This window comes from Massilia putida (assembly GCF_001941825.1).
Taxonomy (GTDB): domain Bacteria; phylum Pseudomonadota; class Gammaproteobacteria; order Burkholderiales; family Burkholderiaceae_D; genus Telluria; species Telluria putida.
This window is the reverse complement of the sequence record NZ_CP019038.1, coordinates 4,354,792-4,373,339: the sequence shown is the minus strand read 5'-3', so window position 1 is coordinate 4,373,339 and position 18,548 is coordinate 4,354,792. Positions and strand designations below refer to the sequence as shown.

Here is an 18,548-nt window from a genome sequence, read left to right as displayed (position 1 = left end):
AAGACTCGAGGGCGCACGGCTCCCGCCATGCTAAGAGATCGCCAGTCTGGAAACTGTGCGTTAGCGTACAGAGGTTGGCGATCGGTATGTTCAGGCCAGCGCGAGGCCACCCACGACGGTCCACGCCTGCGCATGCCCCGCCCGGCGCAGCAACGTCGCGGCTTTCGCGCTGCGGTTCCCGCTGCGGCACACGAACACGATCGGCCGTGCCGGCTCAGCCAACCACCCCGCCACATGCTCCGCGAGACGCGACAACGGCACGTTGCGTGCCGCGCGCCCGTGCAGCACCATCGGACCGGCCGCCGCTTCAAAGGCTTCGCGCACGTCGACGAGCAGCGCGTCCTCGTGGCGCCGCAGGAAGACGTCCAGCGTATCCTGATGCAGCTGTCCGGCCGTGCCGCCATCGCGCGCGCGCGGCGTCGCCCAGGCCAGGCCGTCGACGTCGGCGCCGTGGCAGATCACGGCGCCGTCATGCGCGACGCGCGCCAGCCGCCCGGCGTCGACGGCGCCGAAGACGTGCCGCACGGCCGTGCGCCGCAGGTGTCCCGCGTCCGCATCACCCAGCAGCCAGCCGTCCGGCAGGCGGGCCAGCACGGCGCCGCCGATGACGATGCAAGGCGCATGGCTGCCGTCGTCCAGTTCGACGGTGGCGTGGTCCGCCACGTCGACATCCAGCACGCGCAGGCCCGCGTCCCGTGCGAGCGCGGCGATGCGCTCGAGCTGGTCGCGCGGCGGATCGATCACGACGCAGGTTGTGGCATCGAACACGATCCAGCCATACCGCCCGTCGCCGCTGACCTGCATGACGCCGGGGCTTCCGTCTTTGAACCGGGACGCGCGCAGCGCCTCGCCGCAATGGCGGATGCGCGCGCAGGCGGCATCGACGAAGGCGTCGTCGGCGAGCGGCCCGATCGACAGGCGCACGGCGCCGCCGCTGCGCCACAACGGCAGGCCCATCGCATCCAGCACGTAGCTGGGCGCGGCCTTCGCCGCCGAGCAGGCCGACCCCGCGCTGACGCGCACGCCGGCCGCATCGAACAGGTCGAGCAGGTCCTTGCTGGACACGCCGGGCACGGCGAAATTCAGGGTGGTCGGCAAGGTGTGTTCGAACGGCGCGTTGAAGACGATGGCGGGAAAGGCATCGCGCAGGGTGGCCGCCAGCCGGTCGCGCATGGCGGCGAGTTCGGCGTGGCCCCGGAACGTGGTGCCCTCTTCCAGCGCGGCCAGCACGGCGCCGAGGGCGGCGATGCCGGCCATGTTCTCGGTGCCGGAGCGCTGTCCGCCTTCCTGGCCGCCGCCGATCATCAGCGGCGTGTAGGGCGCGCCGTCGCGCACGTACAGGATGCCGATGCCTTTCGGCGCATGCAGCTTGTGGCCGGAGAACGGCGCGTAGTCGATGCGCGTGTTCGCCAGATCGAGCGGCAGCTTGCCCAGCGCCTGCACGCAATCGACCATCCAGTAGGCCTTGCTGCCGCTCTCACGCAGCACGCGCGCGATGCCGTCGAGGTCCGAGATCGCGCCCGTTTCGTTGTTCGCGGCCATCGTGCAGACCATGGCGGCGCGCGGCGCCAGGTCGCGCAGGACGTCCAGGCGGTGGCGTCCTGCGGCGTCGACGGGGAGCGCAAGCAAGGTCAGGCCCGTGCCGAGCAGGCGGTTCCAGTGCGCGAGGCTTTCCGACACGGCCTTGTGTTCGGTGGCGCCGTAGACCAGCAGGTCGCCGCAGTCTTCTCCGGCGGCGCGGCGTTCGCGCACGGCGACGAGCGCGGACAGCACGGCGGTCTGGATGCCTTCGGTGGCGCCGCTCGTGAACAGCACGCGTCCCGGTCCGGCGCCGAGCACGCGTCGCGCGCGCGCGCGGGTCGTGTCGAGGATGCGCCTGGCACGCAGGCCGGTGGCGTGACTGCTGCTCGGATTGCCGAACTGGGCCTCCATCGCCTCGACGGCGGCGGCGATTGCGGAAGGCAGGACCGGCGAAGTGGCGTTTGCGTCGAGGTAGATGTCGGAGGCCATAAAATAATTGCTAAAAGTCCAAAAATAAATGCGCCATCAGCGCGATTGTTGAGTAATATGTTACGGTTTGGTGCCGAAAATGACGTACTAAAGAATCTTTGATTTTTCCTAGGCTGAAGAACGAACATTCTAGATACCGTGACATGGATAAGACGAATTCACTCGACAAATACGACTGCGCGATTTTGGCGGCTCTGCAGGCGGATGCCACCCTGTCGATTTCCGGCTTGAGCGAAAAGGTGGGGCTGTCCAGCACCCCGTGCTGGAAACGGGTCAAGCGCCTGGAGGAAGAGGGATACATCGAGAGCCGGGTCAGCATCGTCAACCGGCACAAGGTCGGCCTGCCCGTGACCGTGTTCGTCAGCGTGCGCACCAACGAGCACGACGAAAAATGGCTGGAGCGCTTCGCCTCCGCCGTCGTCGCGCTGCCCGAAGTGCTGGAATTCCACCGCATGAGCGGCGACGTCGATTACCTGCTCAAGGTCGTCACCACCGACATCGACGGCTACGACCGCTTCTACAAAAAACTGATCAAGACGGCCCAGCTGTCCGGCGTCTCGTCCGCGTTCTCGATGGAGCAGATCAAGTGCACCACCGCGCTGCCGCTGGAACTGATCTCGCACGGGCTGCCGGCGTAATCTGTTTGCGCGCCTTATCGGCGGCCTCGAAAAACCGTCGCCAGCGGCAGCACCGTTGTCCGAGAAGCGCAGCTGTACGGATGTACAGCGAGCATCGCAGGGCGACAGGGCAACGCGCAGTAGGTTTTTCGAGGTTCCCGTGCGATGATGGCGACCGTTGAATAACAACGGAGACGAACCAATGGCATCAACCATCAAAACCGTGGCGCTGGCGGCGATCCTGCTAGCGACAGGTAGTTCCGCGCTCGCCCAGGACCAGGTCGTGCGCATCGGCGTGAGCGGCCCGCTGTCGGGCGCCAACGCCTTCGCCGGCAAGGATGACGAGAACGGCGTGCGCCTCGCCGTCGAAGAACTCAACGCGCAAAAGCTCAAGATCGGCGGCAAGACGCTCAAGTTCGAGCTGCTGTCCGAAGACGACCAGGGCGACCCGAAGGCCGGCGTGAGCGTCGCGCAGAAATTCGCCGACGCCGGCGTCAAGTTCGTGCTCGGCCCGTACAACTCGGGCGTCGCGATTCCCGCCGCGCGCGTCTACAACGATGCCGGCATCCTGATGTCCACCGTCGGCACGAGCCCGAAGGTCACGCAGTCGCGCTACCCGAACGTGTTCCGCATGGTCGCCAGCGATTCGCAGGTGGGCAGCTCGATGGCGTCGTTCGCCGCGAAGGAATTGAAGATCAAGACGGTCGGCGTGATCGACGACCGCACCGCGTTCGGCCAGGGCATCGCCGACGAATTCGCGAAGCAGGCGCGCGCATCCGGCGTTGCCGTCGCCGGCCGCGAGTTCACCAACGACAAGGCGAGCGACTTCTCCGCCATCCTCACCGCGTTCCGCGCGAAAAAGGTCGACGCGATTTTCTTCGGCGGCTATGCACCGCAGGGTGCGCCGATGGCACGGCAGATGAAGCAGTTGGGGATGGCGAATGTGCGCCTGCTGGGCGGCGACACGCTGTGCAGCCCCGAGATGGCCAAATTGGGGGGCGACGCCGTCGGCGAGAACGTGATGTGCGCGCAGGCCGGCGCGATGCTCGACAAGCAGGCCGGCGGTCCGGCGTTCAAGACCCGCTACAAGCAGCGCTTCCAGCACGACCCGGACGTGTACGCGCCGACGTTCTACGACCAGACGATGTTCATCGCGAAGGCCATGCAGACCGCGAACACGACGGACGCCGCCGCCGTCGGCAAGCAGCTGCACACGATGACGTACCAGGGCGTGGCCGGCACCTACGGCTACGATGCGAACGGCAACCTGAAGAAGACGGCCGTCACGGTCTACACCTTCAAGGGCGGCCAACTGGCGCCGCTGGCCAGTTATTGAACTCTCGTAGGGTGGGCGCCCCGTGCCCACCCTACCGGAACGTTTTCATCTCCATCACGCAGAACACAACATGAAACAGACCCTCACACTGGGCACCATCGCCGCCGCCTGCCTCATCGCCTGCGCGCCGGCCGTCGCCGACAACGCGACCAAGCCCACGGCCGGTGCCGGCGCCACGAACGCCGCAGTCAATGCAGCCACCGCCGCCGAATCGAAAAAGCTGAACAAACTGGCCGACGAATATTGGGACGCGCAGGCGCGCTTCGACCCGGTCTCCGCCGGCGAGAGCGGCGACAACCGCTTCCCCGACCAGATCGGCATGTCGATCTCGCCCAAGAACCGCGCGCACCAGTTCGCGCTGTACAAGGACTATTTGAAGCGTCTGCACACGATCCGCCGCGACGGCCTCGCGCAGCGCGACCAGACGAGCTACGACATCCTCGACTACGAACTGAAGACCGCGCTGCGCTTCGAGCCGTTCCCCGAGCACCTGCTGCCGCTGAACCAGATGGACGCCCTGCCCGTCACGCTCGCGAACTACAGCAGCGGCCAGCAGGCGCAGTCGCTGGTCACCGTGAAGGATTACCAGGCCTATCTGAGCCGCCTGAACCAGCTCGGTCCGTGGATCGACCAGGCCATCGCGAACATGCGCGAAGGGATGAAGCGCGGCGTCGTGCAGCCGAAGGCGATCATGGAAGCCGCGCTGCCCCAGTTCAAGCAGCTGGTGGCCGCCAAGGCCGAGGACAGCATCTATTACACGCCCGTGAAGAACTTCCCGGCGGGCTTCTCGGATGCCGACAAGAAGAAGCTGGCGGCGAGCTATCGCAGCACCATCGCCGGCAAGCTGAATCCGGCATTGAAACGCCTGGCCGACTTCGTCGAGCACGACTACCTGCCGGCCTGCCGCACGAGCACCGGCTGGAGCGCGTTGCCGCAGGGGATGAACTGGTATCTCGCGCGCGTCGCCAGCCAGACGACGACCGACCTGCAGCCGGAACAGATCCACCAGATCGGCCTGAAGGAAGTCGCGCGCATTCAAGGTGAATATGCCCGCATCGGTCCGAAGATGGGCTACGACGGTCCGGCGGCCGGCCTGCCGGTGTGGGTCTCGCAGCAGGCGAAGTACAAGCCCTTCAAGACCGAGGGCGAGATCATCGACGTCTACCGCAAGCTGAACACGCAGCTGCAGACCAAGCTGCCCGCGCTGTTCTCGCTGCGCCCGAAGACGCCGCTCGACCTGCGCCTGGAACCGGAACTGTCGCGGGCGACGGCCTCCGACCACTACACGCCGCCGGCGATCGACGGCTCGCGTCCGGGCGTGTTCTGGTCCGTCGTGAACGACCCGACGCAATACGGCAGCACCGGCATGGTCACGCTGTTCCTGCACGAGGGCCAGCCGGGCCACCACTTCCACATCGCGCTGATGCAGGAACTGGGGCTGCCGAATTTCCGCAAGTTCGGCGGCAACAACGCCTTCACCGAAGGCTGGGCACTGTACGCCGAGACGCTGGGCACGGAAATGGGCCTGTACGACAAGCCGGAAGACTGGTTCGGCCACCTGAACGACGAGATGCTGCGCGCCGTGCGCCTCGTCGTCGACACCGGCATGCATGCGAAGGGCTGGACGCGCGAGCAGTCGATCCAGTACATGCGCGAGACGCTGGGCTACACGGAAGCGGATGCGCGCAACGCGACCGAGCGCTATATGGCGTGGCCGGCACAGGCGCTGGGCTACAAGATCGGCGCGCTGAAAATCCAGGAACTGCGCGCCCGCGCGGAGAAGGCGCTCGGCCCGGCATTCAGCCTGCCCAAGTTCCACGAGATCGTGCTGGGCGAAGGCACGCTGCCGCTGGCGCTGCTGGAGAAGAAGGTGGATCGCTGGATCGCAGAGACGAAGTAACCGTCTGTCGTTCCCGGCATTGCCGGAAACGACTTCCCGGCATTGCCGGAAACGACTCCCCGGCATTGCCGGAAACGACTCCCCGCGCAGGCGGGCACCCATGCGGAGCAACCAAATTCGGTACATCGGAAACACATCCGTGTTATCGACGTACCGGCTTCGAGTAGTCAGCATGGGTGCCCGCGTTCGCGAGGACGACGTTGTTATTTCTCCGGCGCGATCCGCCACAAGACGCCACCGCCGTCATCGACGACGAGCAGCGCCCCGTCCTCCGCCACCGTCACCCCGGTCGGACGGCCCCACACGTCGCGGTCGGACAGCACCATGCCGGTCATGAAGTCCTGGTACTGCCCGGTCGGCACGCCGTTCTTCATCATCACGCGCACGACCTTGTAGCCGGTGCGGATGCCGCGGTTCCACGAGCCGTGCAGCGCGAGGAAGATGTCGCCGTCGTACTCTTTCGGGAACGCGTGCTTGCTGCCTTCCGGGGCATGGTACACCGTCATGCCCAGCGGCGCGGAGTGCGCCTGGATCAGCATGTCGGGCACCGTGACCTTGTCCTTCAGGTCCGGACGGATGCCTTTCAGGCGCGGATCCTCGTGCGCGCCGAGGTAGTACCATGGCCAGCCGTAAAAGCCGCCGCGCTTGACGCGCGTGACGTAGTCGGGCGGGAGGTCGTCGCCCAGTTCGTCGCGCTCGTTGACGCTGCAATACAGGTCGCCCGTGTCCGGATGCACGAACATACCCACGCAGTTGCGCAGGCCGTTGGCGTAGTTGCGGCGGTGCTTGCCGTCGGGGTCGAACGCGAGCACGCTGGCGCGGTCGGTCTCTTCGCCCCACGCGCCACCCATGCCGTGTTCCGACTCCCATTGTGCCAGCGGCTTCGGCGGCTTGTTGCCGATGCCTTGCGCGACGTTGGTGGCCGAGCCGACGGAGACGAACAAGGTTTTGCCGTCCTGCGAGAACGCGAGCGAGCGCGTGACGTGGTTGCCCATGCCGTCGACGAGCTTGTCGACGATCGTCTCGGATTTGCCCTTCGCTTTCAGGTCGCCCGTCGTGTACGGAAAGCGCACGACGGAGTTCGCGTTCGCCACGTACAGGTATTTCGGATTCGCGGCCGGCCAGAGCGCGAGACCGTACGGGCGCGACAGGCCGGTGGCGAACACGCTGTCCGACTCCACCGTGTCGCCGCCGCTGCCCAGGCGCAGGATGCGGACTTCGCCCTTGCCCATATCGGACAGGATGATGTCGCCGTTCGGTGCGCGGAGCAGCAGGCGCGCCTTACCCGTTTCCGCCAGCACGCTCACCTTGAAGCCTTTCGGCACGGCCGGCATGGCGCCGTCCGGACGCTTCGCAAGCTTGGGACCGTTCCCCGCGCTCTCGCTGGCGAACGGCGCGACGAGCTGATCGACGGTGACGTGATGCACGTCGCCCGGCTTGTCCTCGGTCCAGGCACCGGCGCGTTCGCCGGCTGCCGCCTTCGCGGCCGGCGCCGCCGCCTTGCCGCTCTGCGCCGCGAGATAGTCGATCACGGCGGCGCGCTGTTTCGCGTCGGCGACCGCGACCGGCATCGCGGTGCCCGGCACGTCCCTGGACGGATCGCGCAGGAAGACGTCGAGTTCCGCGCGCGTCCACGTCTTGCCGGCGGCGCCGGCCTTCGTCAGCGCATCCGTGTAGTTAAAGCCCGGCGCCGACGCGGCCTTGCGGCCCACGACGTTGAACAACGGCGGACCCGCGCGCGAACCCATGCTGGCGTCGGCCGTGTGGCAGCTGGCGCAGTTCTGCTCGAAATAGGCCTGGCCGGCGGATGGCGCGGCGGATGCCGTCCCGGCCAACGTCAGCGCGCCGAACAGCGCGGTGGCGATTTTATTGTGCATGTTTCCCCCTCCCGTGGGTGATTCAATCGATCATGAAGACCGGATAGCGGCGCCACTCCGGCTCGCGCCAGCGCGCGCAGTTGGCGAAGATGAAGTCGAGCACCGCACCCTGGTCCTTCAGCAGGTCCGGGTTGGCGGCCTTCCAGGCGCCGAACTTCGCCGCCAGTTCGGGCTCGGCGGCCAGCAGGCGCTCGGCCTCGTCCTCGAATACATAGTCCGAATAGGCTTCCTTCTTTTCCAGCACGCTGTTGAAGAAGCCCCAACGGAAGAAGCTGTCGTGGGCCTGGGGTTCCAGCGTCTCGACGGCGTAGCGGGCCTGGTCCTGATCGAGCGGGACGAGGTAGTCGCCGGCGCGGATCGTGACGGTCTCGCGCACGCGCTCCAGTTGCACGTCGTCGTGGAACATATGGCCTTCGTACGCATGCCCGCGCGTGGACACGGACGCGATGCGGTACGCGGACACTTCCTGCGTGCGCTCGGCATCGACGCGTTCGAGCTTGACGCCGTTCCAGCGCAGGCGCTCGATCGCTTCGCGCCACTGCTGCGGCACCACGTAGGCCTTGGGCGCGGGGACGACGACGTCGGCCGGGAAGCGGTTGTAATGCGCGATGTCGCGTTCGTACGGCTCGTTGCGGTCGTAGTACAGGCGCTGGTAGTCGCCCAGGCTGCTTCCCTTGTACTTGGCCGCATAACCCTTGAAACGGAACGTGGACGGATTTGCTTCGTCCATCGACCAGTGCACGGGCCATTCGCGGCGCGTGCGGCCGGCCGCGCGGGCGGCGCGGCGCAACGCGACGATTTTTTCTCCGTTGGCGACGGTGAAGTCCAGCGCCGTCTCGACAAGCGCGCGCATCGAGTGATAGCGGTCGGCGAAGGGTTTCAGCATGTGCGTCTCGGGCATGAAGCCGATCGTGTCGTGCAGCGCCGCGTAGCCCGTCGAGAAGCGCGCCGTCTCGAGGAAATCGGCGATACCCTCGTCCGGGCTGTCCTTGACCGGGTTCACGTACGGGCACATGGGCCAGCCGCGCTCGTCCATCTCCGCATACATCGCCGGCAGCATGGTGTCGCGGAGAAAAGCGCCCAGGTCTCCGCCCAATTTGTCGGCCTGGGTCGGGATCAACGTCATCGTGTAGCTGTAGTCGGCGCCGTTGGACGTGTGGGTGTCGACCATCACGTCCGGATCCCATTCCGTGAACAGCTTGTTGAAAGTCTGCGCCGTCAGCGTGTCGCACTTGACGAAGTCGCGGTTCAGGTCGAGGTGGCGGCTGTTGCCGCGAAAGCCGTAGCTTTCCGGCCCGTCCTGGTTCACGCGCGACGTATTGGCGCGGTTGAAGGCGCCGTCCACGTTGTACAACGGGACGAACAGGAACACGGTCTTTCCCAGTGCGGCCAGGCGCTCCGGCTGCTGGCAGAAATCGCGCACGAGCGCCATGCACGCATCGACGCCTTCCGGTTCGCCCGGATGGATGCCGTTGTTGTTGAAGAAAACGGGACGTCCGGCGGCCTTGACCTGCGCGCGGTCGAACACCCCATCGGCCGAGATCACGCCGGCGTGGATCGGCACGCCCGCGTCGGAGGTCCCGACCACGGAAAAGCGCAGCACCTGGGGGTATTGGTGCGCGAGATCGTCGTACCAGGCGATGCAATCGGACCAGGTCGTGGTCTGATTCTGGTTGCCCTTCTCGAAAGGCGTCTGCAATGCGTTGAGCATGGTGGTGGTTTGCTAGCGAGTGGAAGACTGAGGTCGCTACTGTACCCCAGTTGACTGCTTTCAGGCAGTCGCCACGTCGTTCAGCGGCAGGGTGATGGCGACGAGCGTGCCCTCGCCGGGACGCGACTGCACGTGGATGCTGCCGCCGAGGGCGAAGACGCGCTCGCGCATGCCGATGATGCCGATGCCTTCCGACGCCACGGCCGGATCGAAGCCCTCGCCGTCGTCCTGCACTTCGATGTGCAGGGCACCATCCTCGTCGGACAGCGCGAGGCTCACGCGCGCGAAGCCGGCCTGCGAGTGCTTCATGATGTTCGACAGCGCTTCCTGCACGATGCGGTAGGCGGAGATCGCGAGCTCGTTGCCGATCTTCGAGAAGTCGCCCTGCGATTCGAATTCGAAGTGCACGCCGGAGCTGCTGCGGTAGTGGCTCACCATCTCCTCGACGGCGCCGTGCAGCCCGAGCATGTCCAGCACCTCCGGACGCAGGCGGCGCACCAGGCGGCGGCCGTTCGCGTACAGGTCCAGCGCCAGCTTGGTGATGGCCTGGGCCTTGGCGCGGATCTGGTCGATTTCCTCGCCGGGCGTGGCCTTGGCCGCGAGCTGCTGGATCGTCTGCGATTCCAGGCGCACGGCGATCAAGGATGCATTCAGTTCGTCATGGATCTCGACCGCGATGCTCTTTCTCTCGTCCTCGATGATGCTGTTGACCTTCTGGATCAGCTTGCGCTTGTCGGCGTCGGCGCGCAGCGCCTCGTTGCGCGACGCGAGCAGGTCGCGCGTGCGCTCGGCCACCTTGTTCTCCAGGTCCTGCTTGGACTGGTCCAGCGCCACCGACATCTCGCCGATCGACGCTTGCAGTTCGCCCACCTCGCCGCCCGTCGTGACGGGGAGCTGCACGCGGTAATTGCCGCCGCGGATGCGCCGCAGCACGGAGATCGCCTCGCGCAGCGGCACCGTGAGGCTGCGCGCCAGGATATACGCGAGCGCGCCGCTGGCGGCCAGCGCCAGCGCGGCCATCGCCAGCTCCACGCGGAAGCGGTGCAGCTGCTTGGCCAGCATGTTCGTGGGCGACATCGTCACGCGCACGAGGCCGACGACCTCCGTCGTCAAGGTCGGCGGGCGCGTGTCGCTGGAGGCGGAGACGTGCGGCGTGCCGTTGTCGGAGAACAGGTTGATCCACACCACCTGCTTGCGGATCGGGGCCTCGAACGAACGGCTCTCCGCCTCGATCGGATGTTCGGAGATGACGGGCACCACGTTCTGGCCGTTCATGTCGATGACGTCGATGCGGTACACGCTGCTGTCCGACTGCACGAGGCCGTTCATGGTCAGGCGCAGGTCCGACAGATTGCCGGAAATGACGTTGTATTCGCTGGTCTCCGCGAGCGCGCGCGCGAGGATGCGGCCGCGTTCCGCCAGTTCCTCGTCGACCTGGGCGCGGTGCGCGTACCAGGAGTACCAGACGAAGGACGTGAACAGCAGGGTCACGGGCAGCATCGTGATGAAGGCCATGCGCAGGCCGATGCTCCAGCCGCGCCAGAATTGCAGGGCGCCGGGCCGCAGCTTGGCGGGCCGCAGCTTGCGCGACCTGAGCGCGGCGGCGCGCAGCGATGCTTCGCGCAGGGCGGCGGGCCGCTTCATGGCTGACGTGCCGGCACGGGCCGGGCGAAGTTGCGCACATTGTCCGGCACCTCGACGTCGAGCGAGCGCGCGACGCCCTCGTTGACGATGGTGTGGAAGTAGCGCGGGAACTGGGGCGTCGGCAGCTCGCCGCCGGACACATAGCTGGCCACGATCTCGGCCACCTGGGCGTTGATGTCCTCGACTTCGGAATATGTCGTCGCCAGCGCGCCCGCCTTCACCATGTCGGCCGAGAAGCCGATCACGCCTTGCTTGTGGCGGTAGGTCGAGAGCAGGATGTTGCGGAAGTTTTCCGTGTTGTAGACGGCGCTGTCGGGCAGCGCCAGCAGCACGTCGGTCTGGGCGATCTGGCCCAGCATGCGGTTGATGTCCTCGTCCGGGTCCGCCTGCAGCACGTTCACGTGTTCGTTTTCCAGGATCGGCTTGAGGAACGCGGTGTCCGGACCGAGGATCGCGGCCACGCGCACGGCACGCCGGTACAGCAGGGCCACGAGGCGCAACTGATCGGCCGGCGCCGGTTCCGCATACACGGCCGTGAACATTGCTGCGCGCGCCGCCGGCAGGGTGCCGAGGATGGAACGCACGACCTGGCTCGACGTGAACGTGGAGACCACGACGCAGTCGCAGCGGCGCTGTGCGACCTCGCGCAGCGCCGCCGGGCCGACGGTCACGTACAGCATGCGCCGGTGCTGGGCCAGCTCCGTGCGGAACACGGCGAACACGGGCACGAGGCGGCGCGTGATGTCGTCCACGATGCGGCGCGTGATGGCGCTGTCGTCCGTCGTGACGATCTGGAAACGGTAGCCCTGCACGGGTTCCGGCTTGATGTCGCGGGTGGTGAAGGCGTGGGCGGAGGTGGCGAACAAGACCGCCGCCACGGCGATGGCGCTGCGCGCCAGGTGGCTCAGCATGGGCGGGAAGGGTCTGGCGGACTGCTCCCGCTTGCGCGGGAACGACGGCGCATTTGCTACGTCATTCCCGCGAAAACGGGAATCCATACACAGTATCCGAAGCACGCTACACCATCCGACTCAAGGCTCGATCAAGCCATGCTTGACGGCGAGCTTGGTGATGTACGCCTGCCGGTGCACGCCGAGCTTTTCCTTCACGGACTGGCTGATGTTGCTGATGGTCTTGGTCGACAGGTTGAGGCGCTCGGCGATCTCCATATTCGTCAGGCCCTCGGCCATCAGCTTGAAGATTTCCAGGCTGCGCTCGTCCAGCTGCGACTGCGGCGACACGTCGCCGCGCACGGCCAGGCTGGCCAGGCGCTCGGCGATCTGCGGCAGGAAGTACAGCTTGCCCGCATGCGCGTGGCGCACCGCGTCGGCCAGGTCGGCCGGGTCGCAATCCTTGGTCACGAAGGCGTGCGCGCCCAGGCGGTAGGTTTCCTTGATCAGGCTGTCCTGGTCGAACTGGCTGAGGAACACGATCTTGGCCTTGGGGTCGTTCCTGAGGATGTTCTGCGCCGCGTCCATCCCGGTCAGCTCGGTGCCGAAGCGGATGTCGAGCACCGCCACGTCCGGCTTGAATTCCGCATACATCGCGGCCGCTTCGCTCGGGCTCTTGGCCTGGCCCACCACTTCCATTCCCTGCGCCGACAACGACATCGCGAACCCGGTCATCACGATCGGGTGATCGTCCGCCAACATCACGCGGATCGGCTTTTGCTCTTTCTGCACGTTCGATTCTCCAGGCTACTTCTGCTTTCAGGCGAAAGCACAGAGACGATTATTCCATACAACAGCACTGGGCGGGAGGCGGCTTTTCACCAATTTCCTACAGCCCAGGCCGCTTTGCGCGCGCAAATGGAATTATATATTGCTACTAAATCGCTTTACTGATTGCTATTAGATAGCATATATTGGTTCCGTTCGATGGATTTTCTGCTTCACTCCGATTTACAGCCAGCAAGGCCGGCAACAACAAGGAGGATGGCCATGCGATTCACGAGTCTCTCGAGCGGCAACCGCCCCGACGCCAAAGCCGCGCAATTCGCTGTTGTTGCCGCGCTGCACGTTGCGCTCGGCGCGGTGTTCATCCACAGCCTCAACGTGCCGGAAGCCGGGTGGCCAAGCTGGCCTTCGTCTGGAAGCTCGACTAGCTTGCAGCTCCTCTTATTTCGTGTAAGACCATAAGAACAACGGGAGACGCACGATGCGTCACGTACCATCCTTGGCCATCTGCTCGGCCTGCGGCCTGGCGTTTTTCCTCGCCTGGCTCGCGCTGCAGCCCTATGCGGCGCCCGTACCGACCGGCCCCTTCCTGCCGGGCTACAGCGCGGCGCGCGCGCAGCAGCACGTGCAGGCGTTCGCGCAGGCGCCGCGTCCGGCCGGCAGCATCGCCAACGGCCGCGCACGCGACTACCTGCTGGCCCGCATCCGCGCCATCGGCCTCGAACCGGACGTCCAGGTCGGCACCGTGTCCTCGACATCCTGGGACTGGATGTCCCATGCGCAGATCACGCTGGCGACGGCGCGCAACATCGTCGTGCGCAAGCCCGGCGTGACACGCGGCGGCGCCGTGCTGGCCATGGCCCATTACGATTCGCGCGCGACGACGCTCGGCGCGGCCGACGGCGGCGCCTCGGCCGCCGCGCTGCTGGAAGCCATGCGCGTGCTGCAGGCCGGGCCGCCGCTCGACAACGACATCCTGTTCGTCTTCACGGACGCCGACGCGGTCCAGCCGATGGGCGCGCGCGCCTTCATGCAGTCGCACCCGTGGGCGAAGCGCGTGCGCGTCGCCCTGCGCTTCGACAATGCCGGCAACCGCGGTCCGCTGGAACTGTTCACAGCAGAGCATGCGGACGGCTTCGCGGTCGACGCCTGGTCACGCGGCGCGCCGGCACCGCAGGGTTCCTCGTTCAAGGCCGAGTTGGACGAACGCCTGCCGCAAAGCGCGGGCGCGGCGCCGCTGGCCGGCGGCAGCTTTCCCGTGCTGCACTTCGCGACGACGCAGGGTTCCCTCGGCTGGGACGGCGTGCACGACCTGCCGCAACGCTTATCGAGCGCCAGCCTGCAGCACGAAGGCGACACGATGCTCGCGCTGCTGCGCCGCTTCGGCAACGCCACCCTGCCGTCCACGTCATCGCCCCCGCGCGGCCAGGTCTATTTTTCGTTGCCGCTCATCGGCATGGTCCACTACGACTATGTGCTGATCTGGCCGCTGGCGCTGCTGGCCTGCGTGCTGGGCGCCCTCGCCTGCCGCGCCGCGTTGCGCAACGGCGGGTCCGTACCGACATCGTGGACGCCATGTTCAGCTGCCTGTTCATGGCCGTGCCGGCGACCTTCATCGCCTACCTGTGCCGCGAAGCGCTGCCGGCGCTGCAGGCCCGCTACCCGGCCGCGGTGCTCGTTGAGGATGGCGGCGCGAGCTGGCAGTTGCTGGGATTCACGCTGCTGCCGGCCGCCATCTACATCGCCCTGCAACGACGCCTGCAACAGCGGCTCGGCGTGGCGACGACGGCGCTGGGCGTGCTGCTCGCCGGCGACGTCGCACTCGTCGCCGTCTGCGTGCGCGCACCGGGGGCCAGCTACGTGCTGGCCTGGCCGCTGCTGGCCGGGCAGGCGGCATGGCTCGCGCTCGCGGGCGTACGCGCGTGGACGCACGCGCACCGCGTGACCATTGCCGTCCTCGGCGCGCTGCCGGCCCTCTTCCTGCTGCTGCCGGCCGTGCACGCGAGCCTCGTGTTCTTTTCGCCCGCCTGGCTCGTGCTGCCGTCCGCGCTCGTCTGCCTGCTGGCGGGCATGTGCGGCATGGCGCTCGACCTGCTCGCGCGGCGCTGGCTCGTGCGGCCGCTGCTGCTCGGCGCCGGGGTGTCGCTCGGCATGGCCTATGCGGCCGTGCCGCAAGTGCCCGAACTGCCCGCGCCGAACCGGCTCGTGTACTACAAGGACACGCCGAGCTGGCAAGCGTTCTGGCTGCACCCACCGGGGCCGCTCGACGCATGGACGCGGCAGGTCTTTCCGAACACGCTGCACCCGTATGTCATGCCTTATCTGTTCGGCCCCGACGCCGATCCCGTGTGGTACGCGGCGGCACCGCGCGACGATGACATCGCCTGGCCCGATCTCGTCATCGACAAGGATGAACGGGGCAATCACCGGCGCCACGTGGAATTCCGCCTGCGTTCGAAGAACCGCGCGCCCGAGATCCTCATGCGCGTGCAGGGCGCCTGTCCGCACCGCACCGCCATCAACGGCCGCGTGCTCACGGACCACGATTGCTTCAGCTGGAATCTCACGCTGCACGGCATGGGCGACGACGAGCTGCGCTTCGCGTTCGACTTCTGGGGCGACCCATCCTTCCTCGTGTACGTCCAGGAGCGCATCCCCGGCCTGCCCGAGCGCGACCTGCCGCCCCACCCGGCCGGCTTGCCGCCGCTGCTGCCGCTGACGGGGACCACGGTGGCGGCCGACGTGCTGCGCTTTCCTTGATCCCGCCTGCTCTACAATGCGAGGTTCCCGACAACGACCCCGCATCCATCCATGCACAAGATCGTCTTTACGGCCGTCGCCGCCACCCTGGCGCTGGCCTGCGCGGCCCATGCAGCCTCATTCCCCGCCACCGTCCAGGAAGCGCCGCTGCGCGCCCACCTGGCGTTTCTGTCGTCCGACCTGCTCGAGGGCCGCGGCACCGGCCAGCGCGGCGGCGACCTCACCGTCGCGTACCTGGAAGCGCAGGCGCAGGCCGCCGGCCTGCGTCCCGTGGTCGGCAACAGCTACCGCCAGAGCGTCAACATCGCCGGCGTGAAGGCGCTGCCGCAGCAGAGCACCGTCGCGCTGGTCGCCGGCGGCCGGCCCCTGTCCCTCACGTTCGGCAAGGACTGGGTGTGGGCGCCGGGCGACGCGCAGCCCGTGCACGACCTCGATGCGCCCCTCGTCTTCGTCGGCTACGGCATCGCGGCGCCGGAAGAAGGCGGCTGGGATGATTACAAGGGTCTGGACGTCAGGGGCAAACTACTCGTCATGCTCGTCAACGACCCCGCACCGACGAGCGCGGAGCCGGACCGCTTCGGCGGCAAGAGCCTGACGTATTACGGCCGCTGGACGTATAAATTCGAAGAAGCCGCGCGGCGCGGGGCGGCCGGCGTCCTGCTGATCCACACGGATGCATCGGCCGCGTACGGCTGGGGTGTCGTGCACAACAGCTGGACGGCCGAGCGCTTCCAGCTGGCCGACGCCGACCTGGGCACCGGACTGCAGGGCTGGATCACGGAGGCCACGGCGCGCAGCCTGTTCACCGCGGCCGGCCAGGACCTCGACAAGCTGCGCGCGGCGGCCGAGGATAAATCGTTCGAGCCGGTCGAGTTGAACGCGCGCGTCGCCGGACACGCCCAGGCGGCCGTGCGCACGCTGGAACAATTCAACGTGGCCGGCATCGTGCCCGGCACCGATCCGAAGCTCAAGAACGAAGTCGTCATCTACTCGGCGCACTGGGACCACCTCGGCAAGCAGGGAGACACGGGCGACACGATCTACAACGGCGCCGTCGACAACGCATCCGGCAGCGCCGGCCTGCTCGCGATGGCGCAAGAGGCCGTGCGCCATCCGGCCAGGCGCAGCCAGATGTTCCTGTGGGTGGCGGCCGAGGAACAAGGCCTGCTGGGCAGCGCGGCCTATGCGGCCAGGCCTCTCTGGCCGCTGAACAAGACGGCGGCGGCGCTGAACCTGGACAGCCTGAATTTCGTGGCGGCCACGAAGGACATCGGCGTGCGCGGCAGCGAGCGTTCCGACCTGGGCACCATGGCGGCAACCACTGCCAAGGCGATGCACCTGGCCATCGCGAAGGCCTCCCCCGACCTGGGCGGCGGCTACTTCCGCAGCGACCATTTCAGTTTCGCGAAGGCGGGCGTGCCGGCGTTTTCGATCTCGGGCGGACGTGACTGGGTGAAGGACAAGGCCGCCAACGACGGGAAGCAGAAGGCCTACGGCCCGCGCTACCACCAGGCCGACGACGAGTACGATCCCAGCTGGGATCTCGCGGGCATGGTGCAGCAGGCGCAGTTCGCGTTGAACCTCGGCCGCGTGGTGGCCGACGCGCCGGCGATGCCGGCCTGGAAGAAGGGCGATCAGTTCGGGAAGATCAGGGAGGCGGCGGGCCGATAGCGAATTAATTCCCCTCACGCGCCGTTCCGCTCGCACGGACACGGCGCGTGTATCGCTTTAGTCGTTGTTCACGTGCCGCGCCGCCGCCCTCTTCCCACCGACAAACCGAGCAACGACAACGCCAGGACGATGAGCGCCAGGCTGGCCGGGCCGGGCACGCGCGACGGGTCCATTTGCGCATAGGCGGCCAGGACGCTGACCAAGTTCATGTTCATTCTCCTCATGAAGAGCAGGCAAGGGCCGCGGCCTGTGCCGGGCCCCTGCTTCGAGCTTGGAGACATGATAGGCAGACGGCGCGCGCCGTCCCAGCCCCACCGGTGGGGTCACATGCGCGAGACGGTCGGACGCAGCTGTTCCAGCAGGCCGGCTTCGGACGAGCATCCGAATTTTTCGTAGACGGCCTTCACGCAGTCGCGCAGCACGGCGTCGCTGACTTCCATGTTGGCGCGCGCCGATTCGCGGCCGCCGCCGACACCCATCCAGAACGCCACCTCGGCCTGTTGCGGCGACAGCTCGACGGAGCCGAGCGCGCGCCAGATGCGCAGCGGCAGCGGCACGACGAACTTCATGAAGATGCCGACCGTGCGGATATAGGCGGGATCTTCGGCATGCAGGGCCGCCGCGCCGCCGGCGCTCATCCATTGCGCGCGCGCTTCCAGCACGCCGCCCGCCATCGCGAGCGTTCCGAGCGGCAGCAGCCACGGATAGCGGTCGCCGTGCGCCACCGATTCCACGAGGCGCAGGCAGAACGGGGGCAAGGTGCGGCGGTTGAAGACCTGGCGTTCCTGCGCGGCCAGCTGGTCGAGCAGCGCGCCGGCCGAATCGCTCAGGTACAGGATCTGGCCGTCGACGGTGGCCAGCAGCATGGCCTCGTCCTCGATGACGCCGGCGCTGCCGGCCGCCAGTTCGGGCGCATTGCGCAGCACGTGCTCGAAATACGTCGCCACGCGCTGCAGATCTTCCTCGTCGTGGCGGTCGAACGGCGGCCCGTCGTGGCGCCACAGCGTGATCTCGCCCAGACACCGGCCGGCCTGCGAGAGCGGCACCTGCAGCGTATGCAGCGCCGGTGTGCAAGGCACCGTGAAGCCGGCATGGTCGCGGAACGCGTAGCCGCTCGGCGGCGGCAGCACCGGCACGTACGCCGCTTCGTTCGCGGCCAGCGGCGACGCCTCGGCCGGCTCGACGCGCAGCGCCAGCTCGGCGCAGGAATTCGGAATGAGCTCGCGCACCAACGCGAAGGCGTCCTGGACGATCGTCATCAGGTCGAGCCCCGCGTAGCACAGGATGCGCAGGCGGGCCCACTGACGGCTGTTCTTTTTGCGGGACACGGGCGGCTGTCGGCTGGT

13 protein-coding genes are annotated in these 18,548 nt (G+C 67.3%); 5 read left to right on the top strand and 8 right to left on the bottom strand.

Features of this window, described 5'->3' with window-relative positions; translation table 11 throughout:
• Positions 1-90: 90 nt before the first annotated feature.
• Positions 91-2,010, bottom strand: coding sequence for an aminotransferase class V-fold PLP-dependent enzyme (locus BVG12_RS21605; protein ID WP_075794202.1), 1,920 nt, complete (start codon positions 2,008-2,010; stop codon positions 91-93).
• A 143-nt stretch (positions 2,011-2,153) separates the two neighbouring features.
• Between BVG12_RS21605 and BVG12_RS21600 the strand changes: the two genes are divergently transcribed.
• The 3 genes from BVG12_RS21600 (at position 2,154) to BVG12_RS21590 (ending at position 5,863) form a co-directional block, all read left to right on the top strand.
• The gene (locus BVG12_RS21600) at positions 2,154-2,648 is read left to right on the top strand and encodes an Lrp/AsnC family transcriptional regulator (RefSeq protein ID WP_075794201.1); all 495 of its coding nucleotides are present in this window, start codon (positions 2,154-2,156) and stop codon (positions 2,646-2,648) included.
• 181 nt (positions 2,649-2,829) lie between these two features.
• Positions 2,830-3,963: a branched-chain amino acid ABC transporter substrate-binding protein gene (locus BVG12_RS21595; protein WP_075794200.1), complete on the top strand. Its 1,134-nt coding sequence runs from the start codon at positions 2,830-2,832 to the stop codon at positions 3,961-3,963.
• A gap of 70 nt (positions 3,964-4,033) precedes the next feature.
• Positions 4,034-5,863, top strand: coding sequence for a DUF885 domain-containing protein (locus BVG12_RS21590; RefSeq protein ID WP_075794199.1), 1,830 nt, complete (start codon positions 4,034-4,036; stop codon positions 5,861-5,863).
• Positions 5,864-6,066: 203 nt separating this feature from the next.
• Here BVG12_RS21590 and BVG12_RS21585 read toward each other — a convergent pair whose 3' ends face one another.
• The 5 genes from BVG12_RS21585 to BVG12_RS21565 are packed head-to-tail and all read right to left on the bottom strand — an operon-like array spanning position 6,067 to position 12,777.
• Complete coding sequence (locus BVG12_RS21585; protein ID WP_075794198.1) at positions 6,067-7,740, bottom strand: PQQ-dependent sugar dehydrogenase; 1,674 nt, start codon at positions 7,738-7,740, stop codon at positions 6,067-6,069.
• Between the two features lie 22 nt (positions 7,741-7,762).
• The gene (locus BVG12_RS21580) at positions 7,763-9,451 is read right to left on the bottom strand and encodes a M14 family zinc carboxypeptidase (protein WP_075794197.1); all 1,689 of its coding nucleotides are present in this window, start codon (positions 9,449-9,451) and stop codon (positions 7,763-7,765) included.
• 60 nt (positions 9,452-9,511) lie between these two features.
• Positions 9,512-11,095 carry a sensor histidine kinase gene (locus tag BVG12_RS21575; RefSeq protein ID WP_083685298.1) on the bottom strand — a complete coding sequence of 528 codons (1,584 nt, stop codon included), beginning with the start codon at positions 11,093-11,095 and terminating at the stop codon, positions 9,512-9,514.
• Complete coding sequence (locus BVG12_RS21570) at positions 11,092-12,093, bottom strand: hypothetical protein (protein WP_156895706.1); 1,002 nt, start codon at positions 12,091-12,093, stop codon at positions 11,092-11,094. The genes BVG12_RS21575 and BVG12_RS21570 overlap by 4 nt, the downstream gene beginning before the upstream one ends.
• A gap of 33 nt (positions 12,094-12,126) precedes the next feature.
• The gene (locus BVG12_RS21565; RefSeq protein WP_229503677.1) at positions 12,127-12,777 is read right to left on the bottom strand and encodes a response regulator; all 651 of its coding nucleotides are present in this window, start codon (positions 12,775-12,777) and stop codon (positions 12,127-12,129) included.
• 475 nt (positions 12,778-13,252) lie between these two features.
• Here BVG12_RS21565 and BVG12_RS21560 point away from each other — a divergent pair, with 475 nt between their 5' ends.
• Positions 13,253-14,716: a M28 family peptidase gene (locus BVG12_RS21560; RefSeq protein WP_083685296.1), complete on the top strand. Its 1,464-nt coding sequence runs from the start codon at positions 13,253-13,255 to the stop codon at positions 14,714-14,716.
• Between the two features lie 866 nt (positions 14,717-15,582).
• On the top strand, positions 15,583-17,202 hold the full coding sequence (locus BVG12_RS21555; protein WP_075794194.1) for a M28 family peptidase: 1,620 nt from the start codon (positions 15,583-15,585) through the stop codon (positions 17,200-17,202).
• A gap of 68 nt (positions 17,203-17,270) precedes the next feature.
• Here the strand turns inward: BVG12_RS21555 and BVG12_RS34200 are convergent, their stop codons facing one another.
• Both BVG12_RS34200 and BVG12_RS21550 read right to left on the bottom strand, forming a co-directional pair.
• Positions 17,271-17,411 carry a hypothetical protein gene (locus BVG12_RS34200; protein WP_156895705.1) on the bottom strand — a complete coding sequence of 47 codons (141 nt, stop codon included), beginning with the start codon at positions 17,409-17,411 and terminating at the stop codon, positions 17,271-17,273.
• 114 nt (positions 17,412-17,525) lie between these two features.
• The gene (locus BVG12_RS21550) at positions 17,526-18,530 is read right to left on the bottom strand and encodes a GAF domain-containing protein (RefSeq protein WP_156895704.1); all 1,005 of its coding nucleotides are present in this window, start codon (positions 18,528-18,530) and stop codon (positions 17,526-17,528) included.
• Positions 18,531-18,548 lie beyond the last annotated feature (18 nt).